Annotated in this window: 18 protein-coding genes; 11 read left to right on the forward strand and 7 right to left on the reverse strand. The window is 47.6% G+C overall.

Translation table 11 applies throughout. The features are described 5' to 3' along the window. Position 1: 1 nt before the first annotated feature. The 4 genes from AABA11_RS00460 to AABA11_RS00475 are packed head-to-tail and all read right to left on the reverse strand — an operon-like array spanning position 2 to position 3,447. Positions 2 to 1,090, reverse strand: a complete 1,089-nt coding sequence (locus AABA11_RS00460) for an alpha-hydroxy acid oxidase (protein WP_338264534.1) — start codon at positions 1,088 to 1,090, stop codon at positions 2 to 4. 10 nt (positions 1,091 to 1,100) lie between these two features. Continuing rightward, the gene (locus AABA11_RS00465) at positions 1,101 to 1,454 is read right to left on the reverse strand and encodes a DUF3325 domain-containing protein (protein WP_265729608.1); all 354 of its coding nucleotides are present in this window, start codon (positions 1,452 to 1,454) and stop codon (positions 1,101 to 1,103) included. Then, positions 1,451 to 3,172, reverse strand: coding sequence for a PepSY-associated TM helix domain-containing protein (locus AABA11_RS00470; RefSeq protein WP_338264537.1), 1,722 nt, complete (start codon positions 3,170 to 3,172; stop codon positions 1,451 to 1,453). Before AABA11_RS00470 ends, AABA11_RS00465 begins: the two co-directional genes overlap by 4 nt. Beyond that, entirely contained in the window at positions 3,169 to 3,447 is a 279-nt protein-coding gene (locus AABA11_RS00475) for a hypothetical protein (RefSeq protein ID WP_338264539.1), read from the reverse strand. Before AABA11_RS00475 ends, AABA11_RS00470 begins: the two co-directional genes overlap by 4 nt. A 212-nt stretch (positions 3,448 to 3,659) precedes the next feature. Between AABA11_RS00475 and AABA11_RS00480 the strand changes: the two genes are divergently transcribed. The 9 genes from AABA11_RS00480 (at position 3,660) to AABA11_RS00520 (ending at position 14,398) form a co-directional block, all read left to right on the forward strand. Continuing rightward, a complete protein-coding gene (locus AABA11_RS00480) occupies positions 3,660 to 3,851 on the forward strand; it encodes a hypothetical protein (RefSeq protein ID WP_338264541.1) in 192 nt (63 codons plus the stop codon). Positions 3,852 to 3,856: 5 nt separating this feature from the next. Continuing rightward, positions 3,857 to 5,044 (forward strand): efflux RND transporter periplasmic adaptor subunit, encoded by a 1,188-nt coding sequence (locus AABA11_RS00485; protein ID WP_338264542.1) that lies wholly within the window; start codon positions 3,857 to 3,859, stop codon positions 5,042 to 5,044. Further along, the gene (locus tag AABA11_RS00490; protein WP_338264544.1) at positions 5,034 to 6,962 is read left to right on the forward strand and encodes a MacB family efflux pump subunit; all 1,929 of its coding nucleotides are present in this window, start codon (positions 5,034 to 5,036) and stop codon (positions 6,960 to 6,962) included. The genes AABA11_RS00485 and AABA11_RS00490 overlap by 11 nt, the downstream gene beginning before the upstream one ends. Then, positions 6,962 to 8,314, forward strand: coding sequence for a TolC family protein (locus tag AABA11_RS00495; RefSeq protein WP_265729614.1), 1,353 nt, complete (start codon positions 6,962 to 6,964; stop codon positions 8,312 to 8,314). Before AABA11_RS00490 ends, AABA11_RS00495 begins: the two co-directional genes overlap by 1 nt. A 273-nt stretch (positions 8,315 to 8,587) precedes the next feature. After that, the gene (locus tag AABA11_RS00500) at positions 8,588 to 10,723 is read left to right on the forward strand and encodes a TonB-dependent receptor domain-containing protein (protein WP_338264546.1); all 2,136 of its coding nucleotides are present in this window, start codon (positions 8,588 to 8,590) and stop codon (positions 10,721 to 10,723) included. 165 nt (positions 10,724 to 10,888) lie between these two features. Continuing rightward, a complete protein-coding gene (locus AABA11_RS00505) occupies positions 10,889 to 11,425 on the forward strand; it encodes a lamin tail domain-containing protein (protein ID WP_338264548.1) in 537 nt (178 codons plus the stop codon). After that, complete coding sequence (locus AABA11_RS00510; protein ID WP_265729617.1) at positions 11,422 to 12,132, forward strand: polyphosphate polymerase domain-containing protein; 711 nt, start codon at positions 11,422 to 11,424, stop codon at positions 12,130 to 12,132. The genes AABA11_RS00505 and AABA11_RS00510 overlap by 4 nt, the downstream gene beginning before the upstream one ends. Positions 12,133 to 12,177: 45 nt before the next feature. Further along, the gene (locus AABA11_RS00515) at positions 12,178 to 12,867 is read left to right on the forward strand and encodes a DUF4956 domain-containing protein (RefSeq protein ID WP_265729618.1); all 690 of its coding nucleotides are present in this window, start codon (positions 12,178 to 12,180) and stop codon (positions 12,865 to 12,867) included. 1 nt (position 12,868) lies between these two features. Continuing rightward, positions 12,869 to 14,398, forward strand: a complete 1,530-nt coding sequence (locus AABA11_RS00520) for a carbohydrate-binding domain-containing protein (RefSeq protein ID WP_338264551.1) — start codon at positions 12,869 to 12,871, stop codon at positions 14,396 to 14,398. A 180-nt stretch (positions 14,399 to 14,578) separates the two neighbouring features. Here AABA11_RS00520 and hmpA read toward each other — a convergent pair whose 3' ends face one another. After that, the gene (hmpA, locus tag AABA11_RS00525) at positions 14,579 to 15,769 is read right to left on the reverse strand and encodes an NO-inducible flavohemoprotein (RefSeq protein WP_338264553.1); all 1,191 of its coding nucleotides are present in this window, start codon (positions 15,767 to 15,769) and stop codon (positions 14,579 to 14,581) included. Positions 15,770 to 15,982: 213 nt separating this feature from the next. On the opposite strand from hmpA, the gene norR reads away from it, so the two are divergent. Then, positions 15,983 to 17,548, forward strand: coding sequence for a nitric oxide reductase transcriptional regulator NorR (gene norR / locus AABA11_RS00530; RefSeq protein ID WP_338264555.1), 1,566 nt, complete (start codon positions 15,983 to 15,985; stop codon positions 17,546 to 17,548). A 104-nt stretch (positions 17,549 to 17,652) separates the two neighbouring features. On the opposite strand, the gene AABA11_RS00535 is transcribed toward norR, so the two are convergent. Next, the gene (locus AABA11_RS00535) at positions 17,653 to 18,078 is read right to left on the reverse strand and encodes a group II truncated hemoglobin (RefSeq protein WP_338264557.1); all 426 of its coding nucleotides are present in this window, start codon (positions 18,076 to 18,078) and stop codon (positions 17,653 to 17,655) included. A gap of 1 nt (position 18,079) precedes the next feature. Beyond that, positions 18,080 to 18,283, reverse strand: a complete 204-nt coding sequence (locus AABA11_RS00540) for a hypothetical protein (RefSeq protein WP_265729623.1) — start codon at positions 18,281 to 18,283, stop codon at positions 18,080 to 18,082. A 437-nt stretch (positions 18,284 to 18,720) separates the two neighbouring features. Here AABA11_RS00540 and AABA11_RS00545 point away from each other — a divergent pair, with 437 nt between their 5' ends. Further along, entirely contained in the window at positions 18,721 to 20,010 is a 1,290-nt protein-coding gene (locus AABA11_RS00545; protein ID WP_338269614.1) for an MATE family efflux transporter, read from the forward strand. Positions 20,011 to 20,053 lie beyond the last annotated feature (43 nt).

Consider the following 20,053-nt stretch of genomic DNA (forward strand, 5'->3'; position numbering starts at 1 on the left):
TTCAGAACGTCAATGTATTAGGTTGGTACAAGCATTCGGACGTAATGTCCTGCACACTGGCACAGCCACACAGTGCCATGGTGGCTTCCAATTCATCTCGTAGGATGCGCAAGCAATGGGCAACACCTAATGGACCCGCCACAGCTAGAGCGTAAAACACCGAGCGGCCAAGTAAGACCGCATCCGCACCTAACGCAACCGCCTTAAAGATATCACTACCACGGCGAATACCGCTGTCCAATAAAACCGTCGTCTCTTTGCCTACCGCAGCGCGAATAGCAGGCAAGACCTCAATGGTAGCAGGTTGGCTATCGAGTACACGGCCGCCATGATTAGAGACGATGATGCCATCTAGCCCAAGCGAGACAGCACGTTGAGCATCTTGTGCTGACATAACGCCCTTCAATAAAAGCGGTAACTTAGTTTGCTCACGTAACCAAGCAAGGGTTTGCCAATCCGCAGCTTGTCCCATCCAACAGGAAAAAACAGAGTCCCCCTGCGCTGCACTAGGTAGGCTTTCTAAATTCACCGCCCTGACGCCCTCTGGCAAAGAAAAGCCAGCTCGCTGTTCAGCATTGCGTACGCCATTAATCGGCGCATCAGCGGTGACAACAATCGCCTGATAACCGGCCTGCTCTGCACGGCGCACAAGTTGCAAAGTGGTTTCACGGGAGGGCTGGCAATACAACTGGAACCAACGGGTGGCATCTGGCGACATTTGTGCCACATGCTCCAGAGGCGCACTGGCTAGTGTGGACAAACAGAACCCTACATTTTGCGCTGCTGCCGCTTGGATCGTTCCCAGCTCTCCTGTGGGATGAGCCAACTTTTGATAGGCCAGCGGCGCTACCAACAATGGCATGGCCAGATGCTGGCCAAATAAGGTCTGCTGACAACCGCCCTTGGCCATGTCTTCACATAACACGCGCTGCTGTAACAAGATCTCATCGAGCTTTTGACGATTACGCTGGTAAGTCAGGCCATCCATGGCCGTTCCAGAGAGATAAGCCCATGTAGGCGCTGGCAATACTTCTTTCGCATGTTGCTCATAATCCGCTAATGAGCAAACGCCTACAGGGATGGTGGACATCTAAAACCTCTTATTTTGTTCGTAGCGGACGCTCTGCGGGCGGTGCAATGAAACGCACTACGCCCAACAAACGCCATAGTTTGGCAAAACTTTCTGGAGCAAAGTTCACTAACACTGTCACCGCGAGAGCCGATACGGTAATCAGCATCAGCCATGCCATGATACCAATGCCCATTCCCCAGTGTTGTATGGCTGGTACCAAGGTATATAGCAGTGTTACCCAAGCGACACTTTGCAGTACACGGAACTCTTTGTTGGTAATGGTCATTTTCTTATATAGGTCGCGATGATGCTTTTGCACCGACACAGCAAAATGCATAAAGCTAAAGAAGCTGACAACTAAAATTACCCATAATGCGGTCATTTTACGGCTCCTTCTAAGGTGGGTTTACGAGTGGCTGGTTTTGGGGATGCGACACGACGAGCCTTGCTCTGTAAATAACGTGCGGCGGCCAACATAATACCGCCTAATAGCAAGCACATCACATCAAAGCTCAGGCGCAATACATCCACATGAATGATGGCATGCAAAAGGCTAGCGGAAGACGTTAGCGTGTCCAGTACTGGAATCAAGCAGAACAATGCACCAGCAATGCCTAACTGAACCACCCAAGCGCCTTTATTTCGGTAGAAAATGGCATGAATCAATGACAGTAACCAAGCCACGAAGAAACCATTAATTTCCCAGTTAATACGGTTTTCTAATGTGGCAGGCAGTAAGCGGTTTAACCAGAAGTAAACGGCCACCGCCCCACACAAACCGGCAATGCTGGCGATGTTTGTGATGACCACCAATTCATAACCGAATTGTCCCATCTGACGCTTGGCGCGCTTAACCGCCCACAAGACAGAACCCGTTCCCACCATAATGGTGCCCATCACGCCCGCTAAGAAAAATGCCCAACGGGTGATAGCATCGGCGAAACGCGCTTCATGCAAAGTATGCAGCACACCACCGGCGGCACTGAAAAAGGAATTGCTTTCACTCGCTTTCGCTTGGTTACGCTCAATCTCTAATCCCGTGGCAGAGAAAGTAACGCTATTATTAGAACCTCGCTCCACCATCAACATATCGCGATTCACTGGTGAAAAGACAAACGTCGCGTCTGCCGTTAAAGGGTTCTGAATCTGTACTCGACCAATGTCTCCAGCAAACAAAGATTCGGCTTGAGTCAGCATGCTAAGTAACGGCGGTGTTGCTATATCTTGGCGATCTTGATGACGAGCCGTTTGACGACCTTCGCCTCGGGTTCTTCGTTCACCTAAACGCTCACCCTCTGCTTCGCGAACATCGCGATTAGGTCTAGCACGCACTTCTGATGTGTCAGCGCCAGCACGAGCAGCATCTTGTCCACCACGCGGGCCGCTCTCTGCCATTTGCTGTTGGGCATTAGGTGCTTGGTTACGTTCTCCGCCGCCTCCGCGGGTGTTCTCCGTCCAAAATATCAAACTAGAGGACAACAGCAGCAAACCAGAAAAGGTAATCATAATGTGGAATGGCAACGCCAGTACCGCTGTCACCGCGTGGGCATCCGCCCAGCCTAAAGAACGGTTTTTGGTTCGCATCATAAAGAAATCACTGAAAATTTTACGGTGCATCACAATGCCACTTAAGATCGCAATAAACATCGCCATGGTGGCAATTTCGACCACGGCTCGAGCAAAGCCTCGTGGCATACCGTACAACTCAAAGTGGAAGCGATACAGAAAGTCACCGCCTCGGGTTTCTCGACCATCAATGGATTCACCTGTTGCCGCGTTCATGGTTTCTTGAGGGCCACGGCGACGCTGGTTTTCACCTTCGTTCTGCCAACTTAGGCCCACCGTATTCTCACGCACAGTTGGCAGAGAAATACTCCAACTATTGGCATTAGATGCCACCTCAGAAAGACGTTCATAGGCTTTTATAATGGTGTCGTCGGTGACATAAGATGTATGCTGCTCAGGGGTCATCCAATGGCTGATCTCGCCTCGAAAATACGACAAAGTACCGGTCAGAAAAATCGCAAACAGTAACCAACCTAATAAAATGCTGCTCCATGTGTGCAGCCATGTCATGGTTTTACGTAATGGCCCCTTCATACCGTTTGTCCTCCGAGCAACCACCAGCATCCCCACGCTACTACGTTGGTACCTAAAGCAATCCAGACACTACGGTAAAGAGAGTTAATCGCCACGAAGGTCATAATAGAAATGGCGTAATATAAGAAAAACACAAAATGCACGATGGTGCGCATTTCACGCTCAGTGCCGCCAATGATAGTGCCAGTTAGCAAGCTTAACCCAGCAGACAGTACATACCCACCTACCAACGCCAAGGTCAAACGTATTGTCAAAGCCATCTTTGGTGACAACACAAGGTCGCCCCTTTTTTTAATTACATGCAACATGTTTAAACATTTCATCCCTATTTTAAATGAGAATGATTATATTTCGATGTGCTGTTTCAAGCGATACTTTGAATGTAAAGTAAAGTAAATAACATCAAAGGCGATAATGGTTTTTATTTACTTATTTTCGGCAATTTGTAAAGATCACCCCCCTATTTGCCAACTTGATATTTAACTCTATGAAAGTCCTACTCCTTTCTGCTGCTTTAAGCCTGACTCTAAGCGTGTCAGCCATGTACTTTTTTAGCTCGTCTTCAGGTCAGCAACAGCTGCTCTCATACGTCGGCTTGTCGGATGATGCCACGCCATCTCAGAGCGAGCGTCCACGCCGCAATTTTGACGTCAATAACCGTCCAGCAAGGAGCGAATAACCGCCATGGCAATCTTTCGATTTACGATGAAATGTGTTCTGTGGAGCATTGCATTGGGTAGCCCTATTTTCGCTGGCTGGTGGCTTTACCATGACAGCCAAAGCGCTTCCGTTACTTGGTTAACGGATACGGTAAAAACGGGCTCTATTGAGATCACAGTGCCTGCAACGGGAACATTAGAACCCTCTAATTACGTTGATGTTGGCGCACAGGTGTCAGGACAAATCAAAACCCTGCATGTCAGCGAAGGCGATGTAGTGAAAAAAGGCCAGCTGCTGGCTGAGATAGACGCAACGGTGTTTGAAACGGAAGTCAAAAGAAGTCGTGCCAGCCTGTTAAGCCAAAAAGCACAACGAGATCAATTGGTCGCGCAATTGGAGTTAGCTGAAAGTCAGCTTGAGCGAGATCGACGACTCAATGCCCGTGGTGCGGTCAGTAACGATTCACTAAAGCAAAGCGAAACGGACATTGTGGTACAAAGTGCAAAGCTTGCTGCGACCGAAGCAGAGCTTCAAGTGGATGAAGCGGCACTGGAACAAGACTTGATCACATTATCTTACAGCCAAATTTATGCACCGATGGACGGCACGATTACCAGTGTCGAAGTGCGTGTAGGGCAAACGCTGAATGCCAGCCAAAGCGCCCCAACACTGATGACCATTTCCGATTTGTCCCATATGACGCTGCGTGCCAATGTGTCTGAAGCCGATATTCAACGCCTGTCACCAGATATGCCAGTTCGTTTTTCGACACTGGGCAATCCGAATGATTTTTTCTATTCCTCTTTGGAAAAGGTACTCCCGACTCCTCTAGTGAATAACGACGTCGTGCTTTATCAGGTCTTGATTAACGTTGATAACCAAGCTGGACATTTAATGGATGGCATGAGCACTCAGGTCTTCTTTATTGAGGCGCAAGCCAAAGACGTGCTGATTATTCCTTTAGCGGCCATTTCTGAGCGGCCACGCGGCCCTGTGGCTTATATTCCAGGACAAAAAAGTGCCTCGCGCGCAACAACACCGGTAAAAATTGGTCTTAAAAATCGCACTCAAGTGGAGATTATCAGCGGACTGAGCTTAAAAGATATCGTTATCGTTGGGCGAGAGAATGGAACCAGCGGAGAGAAAAGCATCAGTTTAACGGGAGGGTCGTCGAGCAGTCGAGCGCCAATGGGAGGGCGTCGTGGATTGTAAACGTCCGCTGCTGTCAATTGAGCAGGTCAGTCGTCATTACCGCAATGGCGACTCACTAATCAGTGCCTTAGATGGTGTGTCTCTCTCGGTACAAGAGGGTGAGTTTGTCGCCATCATGGGGCAATCTGGATCCGGTAAATCGACCTTAATGAACATCATTGGTTGTTTGGATCAACCCAGTGAAGGGCGTTATCTTATTAATGGCCATGATGTCAGTAAGCTCAATACCAATCAACTCGCAGCATTGCGCCTTAAAACCTTTGGTTTCGTTTTTCAGCGCTATCAGTTATTGCCAACGTTGAATGCTAAAGAGAATGTTGCTTTGCCTGCTCTCTACGCAAATACCGCAAAAGAGAAGCGCTTACAAAACGCTATGACGTTGCTGAAAAAACTTGGGCTGGAAGGACGCGAACACCATAAGCCGAGTGAGTTATCTGGAGGTCAGCAACAACGTGTTTCCATCGCACGTGCAATGATTAATGGGGCAGACGTTATTTTAGCGGATGAGCCAACGGGTGCTCTGGATTCAACAAGCAGTGAGCAGGTGTTGGCTCTACTCAGCGAATTGAATGACCAAGGCGTCACCGTCATTTTAATCACTCACGATGCGGACGTTGCGGCAAAAGCCAAGCGTCAGGTACATATTCAGGATGGCAAAATTCTATCCGACAGCAATGCTTCAAACACCGATCCGGTGAGCGAAAACCCTGAAACCATGCAAGAGCTACCCTCCATTGGCATTGATGAAGCCATCAATATTTCGTTTAAAGCGCTGCGGGCTAATTGGTTTCGTACCATCCTCACTCTACTCGGAGTGGTGATTGGCGTTGCCGCGGTGGTAGCAATGATGGCCATCGGCGAAGGCGGCAAACAGCAAGTGGTACAACGTATTCAGTCTATGGGCACCAACCTACTTCTGGTTCGTCCAGGCGGCGCGAATATGCGCAACACAGGAGACATTGCCACCTTAACAGAGTATGACGCCGAGGCACTGAGTACCCTTGAGCATATTGAGTTCGTGGCACCAGAACGCGAAAGTCGCTCGACCATCCGTTATCGCAGCCAAGATTATCGAGGCAAGATCATGGCCACAACGCCAAATTATATTGACGTAAAAGAGTGGTCTTTATCGCAAGGGGTCATGTTCGACCAACAAGACATGCTCAATAAGGCCCCTGTGATTGTTATCGGTGACACCATTGCCACGTCTTTGTTTGCGGATGAAAACCCAATCGGCCAATACGTGATGATGAAAAGCGCCTTGTACCAAGTGATTGGTGTGCTCAGTACTCAAGGCGCCACAGCCAGCGGCGTCAACAACGATGAAATGGTGCTGATACCTCTATCTACCGGCCTGTCACGGGTGTTTGCTGGTCAGTACCTAAATGGCTTAACCGTCAAGGTGGATGACACGGACAGTTTGGATAGCGTCGAAGACGCCATCCGTGCGCTCTTGATCCAGCGACATGGCACAGAGGACTTCCAAGTGTTGAATACGGCGTCGTTAATCGAGGCTGTCTCAGAAACCCAAAACACCATGACTTGGTTGCTCGGCTCCATTGCCGCCATTTCGCTGCTCGTCGGAGGTATCGGCGTGATGAATATTATGCTGGTGAGTGTTTCAGAACGACGTCGAGAAATCGGCTTGCGTATGGCGACGGGTGCCAAACCAAAAGACATCTTACGCCAGTTTAATATCGAAGCATTGGTGGTGTGCTGCAGTGGTGGCCTACTGGGGATTGCGATTGGGCTGAGTGCCGCCTTAGCCATGTCCAGCTTTAACCTTGCTATCGCTCTGTCTTGGCATCCACCAGCCCTGGCGTTTGCCTCGGCGTTCTTTGTGGGTTTGATTTTCGGTCACGCGCCAGCACGCAAGGCTTCTAAGCTCAACCCAATTGACGCACTCTCGGAGGAATAATGAAGTATCTAATCACCGGCTGCGCCGCGCTATTATTATCCGGCTGCGCCAGTCAGTATCAGTATGAAGCGCCCTCTGTCACTGCAGAAGCTATGCCGACGTATGCCCTTGCAGAATTTTCAGCCAACCAATGGTTAAGCTTTGGCTCCCCTGATCTGGAGGCTTTATTAAGAGCTGCTTTTGAGCATAACTGGACCATCACGGTGGCGGCAGAACGGGTACGTTTAGCACGATTGGCAATCGAGACAGAAGAAGCTAACCAAGGTATCTCAACCACGGCAACCCTCATCGCAGGATCGACGCAAAGCGCCAACACCAATGACCTGAGTAACTTCAGTAGTTCGGATGCGTCGTCACTGTCCTTTACTGCGAAATACGAATGGGATTTGTGGGGTAAGTTGCAAGCCGGGATGGATCAAACGCTGCTGTCAGTGCAATCTTCCCAGTGGAGTTTTGAATCGGCGCGTCTGTCAGTCACGGCTAGTATCGTCAAACAGTACATTGCGTTTTTGTCTCTTAAAGAGCAACTTACCCTTGCGCAAAAAAATTTAGTGTCAGCCAAAGAAAGTTACGATCTTTTTCTAGCACAGCACGAAGAAGGTTTAGTGTCGCGCATTGATCTGATTGATCAACAAGAGACGATACTTAGTCTGGAAGAAAAAATCGAAACCTTACAGTTAAACCAACAAGATCAAGAGCGTGCGTTGGCTCTGTTAACAGGGCAGGCAAACTGGCAAGAAAGTGATCCGCATTTTCGTTTAACGGACTTAACCGTGCCAACGATTGCGTTGAACCAACCAGCAGAGTTAATTCGTCAACGCCCTGACCTAAAAGAAGCGGAAGCATCCGTCAAAGCCGCCTTTTTAAGCAAAGTGGAAACCGAGCTAGATCGTTGGCCAAACCTATCCATTAGCCTTAGCCTACGCCCTTCCGATTTATATGACTTAGCGGAACAGTGGACCGTGACCTTAGCCGAATCCATTAGCTTGGCGCTTTATGATAATGGCGATAACAAGCGCGCTTTGAAAAAGGCGGAAATCAACGAAACCATTGCGCGTATCAATTATCAAAATACCGTAGTGTCAGCATTGCATGAGGTTCAAGATACGTTGAGTGCTTATCAGCAAAGCCGTATATCGTACCGATATGTGCAAATCTCCCACCAGAATCAAATCGTGAAAACTCAACTCACGGAGTATGAATGGGAAGAAGGCGTGCGTGACAAGTCAGATTTAATAAGTGCTCAACGCAGCCTATTTAGCACCGAAGAATCCTTGGTTACAGCAAAACAAAGTGTTCTTAATAGTATTGTCGCGTTGTACCAAGCGAACGGTACAGCGCCTAATTTCTAAACCGTCTACACCTTTCTTGTGATGAGTCGGTAAATGTGTATTTACCGACTTTGTGTGTCTATAACTTGCCACCCATTGTTATGCAAGGTCCGCTATTCACATTATGGCTCTTTAGATAATGCGTTGCAGTTAACGAAACGGCATGTTCCAATATATACCCAAATACAAACAATAATGATTAACATTACCATTCAATTATTTTCTCCCATATGTTAATATTTCTTTAAATTTACTTATCTTTACATTCCTTTGACACTATGGAGCCGCATTATTATGAAACCCACTTTGGTCGCACTGGCTGTTGCATTGGCATCCGGTGCCCTACACGCCGACAATGAACTAAATACACTCCTGATTGAAGGACAGGCAGAGCTTCAAACAACAGACAAAGCTCGCGTGAGTGAAGCCGAAGGTGCAACCACTACGACTAGCGAAGACATTGTTGAAGCACAAGCTTCGAATTTGGCAGACGCCTTGCAAAGCAATGCTGCCGTACAAATCGACGAAGTGGGTGGCTCTCGCGGTAGCACCATTACCGTTCGTGGACAAACGGGTAATGCTGTCAGTGTTCGAGTAGAAGGTGCTCCCAACAACCGTAGCCAGATCATGCACAAAGGCAGCAACGACCGTGACACCATTTGGTTAAACATGGACATGTATGAGTCTGTGACGGTTATCCCTGGCGCCGCGGCAAATACCTACGGCAATGGTTCAACCGGTGGCGTGGTTCTACTAGAAACCAAAGACCCAGAGTCGATTATTCGCGAGGACCGAGATTGGGGCGCCAACCTGCGCTACACCCATGAGACGAATGGTGAAGCAAATGGTATTAGTACGGATGTTGCGAAGCAGTTTAACGACAAATTCTCTGCAAATGCGACCATCTCCGCCAAGGACACTAACGCCTACGAAGATGCGAATGGCGTCAAAACAGACAATGGCGGCACTGGTTCAGATGACCTAAGCTACCTATTAAAAGGTGTATTTACTCCTAATGAAGAGCAGCGCCTAGAAGTCAGCATTCTACAAAACAATATGGACTATTCAGACTATGCTGATGATGGTACCGAAACGAAAAAGAAAGTACGTGATCGTACTTTATCAGGACAATACACCTACAACCCAAAAAACAATGACCTTGTCGATCTAAAAATCCGCGTCTCGCAAGCAGAAAGCGATCAAGATTCCGATGCAGGCACTGGAGATTGGTCAAACACAGGTGGCGTGACAACCACCTACGCAGAAATCGAAAATACCAGTGTTTTCTTCCCGACTCAAAATACCATGCACGTTACCCGATACGGTTTAGATTACACCTTTGATGATGTGCGCATGTCTTACGACAATGATGACGGCACTCCAAAGCAAGTGGAACGTACTTCCATCGGTGCTTATCTGTCTGACACCATGCACATCGGCGAAGATCTGCAGTTAACTGGTAGCTTGCGTTATGACTCTTATAACGCCGATTATGCTGGGCGTGAAGCACAAGGCGAGGATTCTATTAACTCGAAATTGTCCGCGCTTTGGAAGCCATTTGAAAACACAGCCATTCATGGCCTTGGCTTTACCGCGTTAGTGGGTTCTGGTTACCGTGCTCCAGCCGTATATGAAATTTACGGTAAAAAGTTCACATCTGAATACTTTACAGGCACAGATGCTGACGGTGATGGTGTATACGAAACAGGCAACCTAGCCGGGTGTGGCGATGGCAACGGTAACTGGTGTGTCATCGAAAACGAAGACCTTACTGGTGAAACTTCCTTGGACACAGAAGTGGGTCTGACCTTTGAGCGTATGGGCATATGGCAAACCACTGACCGTTTAGATGCCAATATCAGCTACATTCATAACGACTTAAAAGACAAAATCTACAACGAGCTACTGGGCACACTTGATACAAGCATCGGCACTTACAACGGTAGTGCCTACAATGTGCGTCAGTTTGTCAACAAAGACGAAGCCGCCATATACGGTTGGGAACTGGCCGCTCGCTATGATAGCCCTCTTATCTTTGCCAATTTCACATTCCAAGATATGAATGGTTATGTGGTTGAAGACGATGGTACGAAATCCAAAGATACTAGCATTATTCCTCGTAGCATTAGCGTCACATTAGGTACTTACTTTAACGATCAAAAAGGTCGTGTCGGCTTCGATACCAAGTATCGAAAAGGGCGTGTTGAAGAAGGTACTCGAAGCACCAGTGAATACCTGACATACACCGTATATGACGTGTTTGCTTCTTACCGTTTCACTGAAAACCTCAGTGCCCAACTACGCGTTGATAACGTTACTAATAAGCTATACAGCAAGAGCGAGACATCGGAAGACTCAACCACGGGCGAAGATACAACGTCTTACCAACCAGGTAGAAACTTCAAAGTGGGTGTAAATTATCGTTTCTAACCCCTTTAGAAACGATCGCTTTCTTTCTGTTTGAGCAGCCTTAGGGTTGCTCTTTTTTTACTATAAAAACACGTTCTGAGTGTAAATCTAGGTAAATACAAATGAGAAGCAATGCTATTTAAGGGCATAATATGACCAAATTATGACGATTTAATAACTCATTCTATGTATCAGACTTATCGTTCTATTAAACCCTATCTATTTACTGGTTTTATGGCGGTCACTGCGGTGGTTGCATTTGCTCTGCACCAGACCACAGTGACAGCAGCAGCCAATCAATTGTTTATCAGCGAAGTATCGTTTGCCAATAACGATAAGCAGGATTGGATAGAACTCTACAATCCAAGCCTCAACAGTGTTTCCTTGAAGGGCTATTACCTTAGCGACGACCTAGACGACCCCGAACGTTTTCGTATTCCGTTTGATGTCATCGTCCCTGCACATGGCACCGCTTTGTTGCATGGGGAAAAAGCGGAAAATCTACCTATGAATGCGATCAAGCTTAACTTTAGTCTTGGCAATGGTGAAACAGTCACTCTGACCAGTCCACGTGGCAAAACCCAACTGGACCGCATTGCTTTAATCGCTCCGGCTTCTTACAAAGGCCAATTTTCGATAGGCCATAAAATAAAGAATCCTGACATCGTGGAAATTTCCTATCAGCCAACACCTGGAGAACTTGTAGGGGTGACGGCTCGATGAGTAAAACATTAAAAGTTCAGCGTCATGAGGTGAAGTATTACATCAGCTACGCGGATTACGAATACGCGCGCCATCTACTTGCAACCCTCATGCAGCGGGACCCTCATCAAAAAGACGAACGAGGCTACTTCATTCGTAGTCTTTATTTTGATGACGACTATGACACCAGCGTTGAGGAAAAGCTGGACGGGATTGAGCACCGTGATAAATACCGTTTACGCACCTACGACCCAACGCTTAACTGGGTCAAGTTAGAACGTAAGCGCAAGCACAACCAATTTGTGAACAAAAGCTCAGTCCGCCTGAGCAAGGCTGAAGCGCTGCAAATGATCGATGGGGATGTGGACTTTTTACTTGAGAAGGACAGCCAAAGTGCACGTTCTATCTACTTTGATTTAAAACGTAAATTTATCCGCCCGAAAGTGATCGTCGATTACGACCGGGAAGTCTACATGCTCGACTACAACGACATTCGAGTGACGTTTGATAAAAACATCCGCGTTAATACCAGCGACTTAGATCTATTTAACCCGGATCTTGAAACGCAAACTTTGCAGCGCCCGGACACCATCATCATGGAGGTCAAGTTCAATACCTGCTTGCCCTCTTGGTTCTCGACTTTGCTGAAGCTCGATGGCACAACCGCCATGGCGATTAGTAAATATTGCCAAGGCCGAATGCATATGCGCGAGTATTACGGCGACTGATTTATCCCCTTTAACTCATTAACCCTTGAAACAAGACGAAACATCATGGACTCAACTAACCTAAGCCAAATACTCAATAACAGCCTACTCTTTTCGGAAAACACCATGAGTGTGCTGCAGATTTTGTTGTCATTATCGATCACTTTCTTGATGGCAATGTTTATCTATTTTATCTATAAGCGCACCTACAATGGTGTACTGTACTCGCAAAACTTCAACATCACCTTGGTAATGACGGCCATTGCGATCAACGCCATCGTCATCGGCATCAGTGGCAATTTAATGCTGTCTTTGGGCATGGTCGGTGCCTTATCGATCATCCGTTTTCGTACAGCCGTCAAAGATCCTCGCGATACGGCCTTTATCTTTTGGTCCATCATGGTGGGTATCGCCAATGGCGTGGCCTATTACGAGTTGTCATTTATCGCGAGCATTTTCATTGCCATCGTTCTCTGGGGGCTGTCACGTTCGGTCACCTTCGAGCCTGCTTACATGCTTATCATTAAGTATCCACGCAGTAGCGATTGGGCGTCTGTACAGAATATTTTAGATGACCGCAAATTGGTCAACAGCTACCTAACCCGCTCTGACACCCTAAAAGGGGACGTGGTCGAACGCGTTACCGAAGTCAAAATTAAGCGCGGTCAGCAAGAACCTCTTCTTACTCAGCTGCGCTCATGCGCGAGCATCAACAGCTGTGTTCTTCTTTCAAGTAACGGCGAATTTACGGAATAATATGATGAAACACCTATCTCGACGTTGGGCCATCGCGCCTTTATATGCAGCCTTGTTCGCAGCCAGCACTCAGGTCTCTGCGGCCAACAATGCCATTGAACTGAATGTGGCACAGCCACCTTTATCGACCCCAGCTATCTTAGTCAAAGACGGCCGTATCCTCATTACCCGCGGTGGTACTTACCGCCTAACGGGACAAAGTGACAACGGTCAAATCTGGGTCAACACAGGGGACGAGAAAGTTACGTTACAGCTGGATAATATCCAACTGTCCAACGCTTACGGGTCTGCTCTGTACATCGAAGAAGCGGGTGATGTGGATGTCGAATTGATGCCAAACTCCAACAACCGTTTTGAAGACCACAACCACAGCGCGGAGAAAGAAGGCGAAGCAAAACAAAACGCGCCAATTTACTCTAAAGCCGATCTAAAAATCACCGGAGCACCACAAGCCACATTGACCATCGTGGGCCGTTATAAAGACGGTATCGTGAGTAAAGACGATCTTGATATTCGCCGCGCCAACATCAGCATCGAAACCGTAGACGATGGTTTATACGGACAGGACAGTGTCGATATCCGTGACTCTAAGATCCTAATCAAGGCGGGTGACGACGGCATTAAAGCCGACAATGAGGAGCGCGAAGACAAAGGTTTTGTTCACATCGAAGGCAGCGATATTCAGATTTTCGCAAAAGACGATGGCATCAAGGGCGTCCGCAAAGTTGACATTTACAGCGGCAATATTCGTGTCGAGGAATCCTATGAGGGCATTGAGAGTCGTAACATCACGATTCATGGTGGCAATATTTTTGTTAAGTCGGAAGACGATGCTCTGAATATTTCAGATGGCAGTGGCGCCAATGAACCAAGCTTTGGCGAACGTGTGAAAGGCTTTTTCAAAGGCGGTGAGCGTGGTGAACACCCTGAAGGCGAAATGGGCGAACGCCCTCCTCGCGGCGAGCGACCAGAAGGCCAACCTGGTGAACGTCCACCACATGGCGGCGGTAAAGCCAAAGTAGATGGCATCATGACCATCTTAGGCGGCCGCACGCACATTCAATCCAGTGGTGACGGCTTTGACTCGAATGGTGACGCTATGATGAGTGGCGGTGAACTGTTTATCGAAGGCCCAACCAGTGGTCGTGATGGCTATATTGATGTGGATGGTTTCTTCAAACTGACTGGTGGCCGTTTATTTGCCATGGGCAGTGCTGGCATGGCACAAGCCCCTTCTGACGACTCTACTCAGCCAGTTATTCAGATCAACTTAGAAAGCACTTATGCAAAAGGGGCCACCGTCACCATCACCCATGTCGAGAGCAATCAGGTGTTTGAACAAGTGATGCCAATGGACTTCCAATCGTTCACTGTTTCTGAGCCTGAATTCACGCTGGGGCAAACTTACCAAGTGCAAATTAATGGCGAAGACATTACCACTGTCACACTGGAGACCGTCATTACCCGCTTTGGTAATGCTGGACGCGGCGGCCCTAGAGGTGAGCGGGGTGAAAAGAAAGGTTGGTGGTAAGTAGATTGTAGATCTTCACTGTGTCAATCCAGTCTCGTCAAAGATAGGAGACGCTATATTCCTATCTTTGACGCGTTTAAATGGAGCTGAAAAATATTCCGAGACTCCTACTCACTATTGTTTGCCTCTTCTTGTAGAGGTTCAAGCGTAGTGGCACATATTGATGACTTTGATTGACTGCTAAACCTCTTGATGTGGGCCGAAGAGTTCGTAATGAATGCGGTCGGCTTCTACACCAAGGCTGAGTAGTTGCTGTTTCACAAACATCATGAAGCCCACTGGGCCACATAAGTAAAACTCACCATCCGTCAGCGGTAGGCTGTCTTTTACTGCGTCAATTTGCATCTTACCGTTCAATACGCCTTGCGCTTCATTGTCTGCTTGTTCGTACCAAGTGTAAACAGACAGGTTGAGCTGCTCTTTTAGGCTGTTTACGTGGGTGTCAAATGAATGCTGACCTTGATGCGCACAGGCGTGTAAGTAGCTGATGGGTTGGGCGTATTGTTGTTTTGCTAATGTGTCTAACATGGCTTGCATCGGGGTTAAGCCAACACCACCAGAAATCAGCACCACCGGTCTTTGTTTGTCTTGGAAAAAGAAGTCGCCTGCGGGTGGCATGGCTTCTATTTCATCGCCTACGGTGATGTGATCATGCAGGTAATTCGACATGACGCCGGCGATCTCTCCTGTGCCTTCGCGTTTCACGCTGATGCGATAGCTGCTGCCATTTGGCGCTGTAGACAGTGAATATTGACGAATTTCGTCGAACTCGTTGCCTTCTGGGTGCAATTTGATGCCAAGATATTGACCTGGTTGATAGTCGATCACCGCGCCGCCATCAACAGGTTCGAACACAAAGCTGGTAACCAGATCCGACTCAGGTGTTTTTGACGCCACTCGAAAACGACGGAAGTCTTTCCAGCCGCCTTGTTGCGCCGCGCGCTCCGCATATAGGTCGCCTTCTACCTTAATAAAAATACCCGCAAGTTGTGTGTAAGCCGCAACCCACGCCTCTTCTACTTCTTTGGTGAAGGCGTCTGGCGCCAGTTCACGTAGGGTTTCAATCAAGTGATGACCCACAATATCGTATTGGTTTGGTTGGATATTGAAACTGGTGTGCTTATGGGCGATACGCATCACGGCGCTGGTCAGTACTTCCAGGTTATCAATGTGCGTTGCGTAGGCTGCGATCGCATTAAACAGTGCAGCAGGTTGGCCACCCGTTCTTTGGTGTGTCATGTTAAACACATCTTTTAACTCTGGGTTGTGTGAAAACATACGCTTGTAAAAATGCTCAGTAATGGCCGTACCTGCAGACGCAAGAAGTGGGATGGTCGCTTTCACTGTATCTATGTGTTGTTGAGATAACATATTGTGTCCTTTGCTTTAGTAAGTCATAAAACGGGAATGAAATTGTTGAATTGTCTTTACTATTGCGAAGGACGTGCCAAATAAAAAATTACAATAAAATCAACATTTTGGGTTTTCATGTCGTGATTTAGAGTCATAATGACACAAAAATAGTAAGGTCTTTATGATCTGATTGAGTCATAATGACCTAACAATAATGAATTGCGAGCGTCCATGAATCAGGTATCCAATAATGCTCTACTGAGCTTTGCACTGGATTTGGCCAGTGCTGTGAATCAACCCAACCGATTTGAACAATTGGTTTATGCCGTGCGAGCCACCATAAACTGCGATGCCGTTGTCCTATTGGCGCATCATCATGGCGTGCTGATCCCCCTTGCACAGCGCGGTTTGTCGGACGATGTGATGGGACGACGTTTCGTGATTGAAGAACACCCACGACTACGCGAAATCTGCGCGGGGCATTATCCAGTTCGTTTTCCTGCACATTCGACCTTGCCAGATCCCTATGACGGCATGGTACTAGGCCACGACGAACAGTTGCCCGTGCATTCTTGCATGGGGGTTCCGCTTTACTTAGAAGGAAAATTGATTGGCGTGGTGACGCTGGACAGTATTTTGCCTGGTGTATTTGATGACATTGATGCGCGCGCTTTAGAAATTATTGGCGCCATGGCGGCCATGACATTGAACACGGCGATGTTAATGGAACAACTGGAAAATCAATCTCAACATGCTCAAAACGTATTGAAAGTAATGGGCGAACAAAGCCGTGAGATGATAGGTCAAAGCAAGGCGATGCAAGACCTCAAGCAGTCAATTAATTTGGTTGCCTCATCGGATTTTTCTATCTTAATCGAAGGCGAAACGGGCGTCGGCAAAGAGCTTGTTGCACGTGCGCTTCATGAGCGCTCTAACCGATCTGACGCGCCCATGGTGTATGTGAACTGCGCCGCCATTCCGCATCATCTTATTGAAAGTGAGCTGTTTGGCCATGTAAAAGGCGCGTTTACTGGTGCGGATCGAGACCGAGACGGTAAGTTCTTGTTAGCTGACGGTGGCACCTTATTATTGGATGAGATTGGCGAACTGCCGTTAGAAGTACAAGGTACCTTGCTCAGAGCGATTCAAAATCAAGAAATCCAAGCCGTCGGTAAAGATCAGATTCGCAAGGTAAACGTGCGCATCATTGCCGCAACCAACCGACACTTGGAAACCGAAGTGGTCGAGCATCGTTTTCGTGCCGATTTATTCCATCGCCTTAGCGTCTTTCCTATTCAAGTTCCTGCCTTGCGCGATAGACAAGGCGACATTGCTTTATTGGCTGGCTTCTTCGCCGAACGCTTTCGCCGAAAACTGGGATTGCAACAACTGACGCTATCGCCCGCCGCGATTCAGTTATTAGAAGCGTATCACTGGCCAGGTAATGTTCGAGAACTAGAGCACGTCATCTCTCGTGCCGCACTTTTTTCCAAAGCAGATCACCCAACCGGCATCACGGTTATTTCACCTGCGCACTTAACTGGGTTACAAATCGATAATAGTTCCCAAGAAAAGATACAGAAAAATGAACTGGAGCCACCGCGCTTAGAAAAACACAAACCAATCGATTTGCGTTTAGAAACAGAAACTTATCAACGAAATCTAATCCGTAAAGCGCTAGAAGAAAATCAAGGAAATTGGACCAAAGCCGCTCAGCAGCTATCTATGGACCGCGCCAACCTAGCGCGCTTGGCGAAACGCTTAGGGATCGTCGTTGCAAAGGAAGTGCGTATTTAGACCCCCTCCTAGCCTCCCCCTTCAAGACACAAGGGGGAGGAGCAGTACCGCTTTGTTCCCTCCCCTTATCTTCAAGGGGAGGGTTAGGGAGGGGTTGCAAGTTCTTAGTTATGCCTCGCCGCACTCACTTGACGAATGCGTTCCGCAGGAAAAGCGAGCTGAGGCAGCAAATACGCCTTCAAATCTTCTGGATAACCCAATTCATCGAGCGCAGCGGCCATGCAGTTTAACCACATGGCTTTTTCTTTTTCGGTGACAATTAAATGTGCGTGCGCTTGCGGTAAGCTGATCGGACCGTATTTTTTCGAGAATAACTTTTCGCCGCCCATCCAACCGGACAAAAAAGACACCAGCTTGTCGATGGTCAGTTCGATATTGCTAGGATGCATATCAAACAGTGGCCGAAACTCAGGTGTGTTTTCCATAATGCGATAGAAGGTTTCAACCAAGGTTTGTAGCCCCGTCAGCCCTCCAACGGCTTGTAACGTGGCGTCGCCTTCTCCGTAAACGGGTGTACTGGAAGGCGTCATCTTATTCGCTGTCTTTGGGTTGGTTTTGTTCTTTCTTGGCGGTTTTTTCTTTGTCCATCTTGATCGAGTTACGATAGCCGCCTAACGCGGCCAATGCGCCAATAATGAAGCTCATATACAGAGGAATTTGGAATAACATTGTGATGCTGATGAAAACGCACCCGACGGCTAAGCCTTCAATAAAGGGCTTTAATTGTTTTGGCATAAGGTTGCTCCAGCGGCAAAAAATAAACGCGAGTTTAGCAAATTTCTGCGATGATGTGAGCCAGATTGTGGAAAAAAGCACCACTTATCCAACATTAGCCGTGTTGAATATTTCCAACGATTATGGGCGATCGCTTTGTGGGTAAGTTGATCAACAGTGCAAAAAACAGTCAAAAGTTGACTTTTATCGGTGGAAAACCCTGAAATCTTGGAAAAAATGCCGCTCAATGTGAATAACTGCTATGATTTTCCACAAAAATTTTGTGTCGATAATTTGTGTTTGATTGAACTTTACCCACAGAAAATAAAGTATCCACAAAATAGAGCCAATAACTAAAAAGCATAACGACAAGCGAGACATGAATGTCGAAATTATCCTTACAGGCCATTTCCGGCTCATATCGTGCGAATATCGTACTGAATCGTAAAATTTGGCGCATGGCGTGGCCTCCTATGGTGTCGAATATCACAACGCCGCTCTTGGGCTTAGTCGATACGGCGGTGGTTGGTCACTTGGGTACGGCAACGCATCTTGCGGCGGTGGCGATTGGCGCGAGCATTTTTAGTTTCTTGTTTTGGGCGTTTGGCTTTTTGCGCATGGGCTCGACGGGATTGACTGCACAAGCTCTCGGTCAGGGCGATGAACGACGCGTGCGAGAGCTGCTTCTGCAATCGATTTTGATGGGCGTTTTTATCGGGCTCATGCTGATTTTATTCCGAGCGCCCTTGATTGATTTGGCGATTACCTTGATGGAGCCCAGCGAGGAAGTCGAACCTTGGGCACGTTTGTATTGCGAAGCGCGGATTTTCAGTGCGCCGGCTGTGTTAGCGGGTTATGCCTTAATGGGGTGGTTCTTTGGCGTGCAATATTCCAAAGGGCCGCTGTGGATGCTGCTGGTGATCAATGTCGCTAACATGATTCTCGATTACGTCGCCGTTTATGGATTGGGCATGGCGAGTGACGGCGTGGCGTGGGCAACGGTGTTTGCGCATTATATTGGCGTCACGGTCGCCGGTGTTTTGGCTTGGCATAAGTTAAAAGGCTTTTCCGGTCATGTACCGTTAAGCGTCTTGGCGAAATGGCGTGAATACATGGCGTTAGTCAAAGTGAATCGCTATTTGTTTGTACGCACGATTCTCTTGTTATTAGTGATGTTATTTTTTACCGCACAAGGTGCTCGACAAGGGGATTCTATTCTTGCCGCCAACGCGGTTTTACTGACATTCTTGATGATTATTTCTAACGCCTTGGATGGCTTTGCTTTCTCGGTGGAAGCTTTGTGTGGTGAATATTATGGTCGCAAAGACAAAGCCAATTTTAAGAAGGTTATTCAGCTTTCTACCTATTGGGCGCTGTTTGCCGCAGTTATTTTAATGCTGATATTTTGGCTTTTTGGTAATCAAATCATTGCCTTACTAACCAATGTACAAACCGTGCGAGACGATGCGGCTCTGTACCTACCTTGGTTGATCTTCTTTCCTCTGTTGGGTATTTGGTCCTTTATGTTGGATGGCATTTTCATTGGCACAACCAGCGTAAAGCAAATGCAAAACACCATGATCATTTGTGTCTTCGGCGTGTTTTTCCCTGTGTGGTTTATTAGCCAAGATCTTGGTAATCATGGCTTATGGCTCAGCCAAGCCATGTTGTTTATCGCCAGAGCCATCACCTTGTATTGGTGTTATCTGCAGAATATGAAGAAAAACGTTTGGTTCGCGGATGCTTAAAGTTTCTTACTGGCTATAAAAGGCGCTGTTAACAATTGAAATT

This window comes from Marinomonas pontica (assembly GCF_036322735.1).
Classification (GTDB): Bacteria; Pseudomonadota; Gammaproteobacteria; order Pseudomonadales; family Marinomonadaceae; genus Marinomonas; species Marinomonas pontica.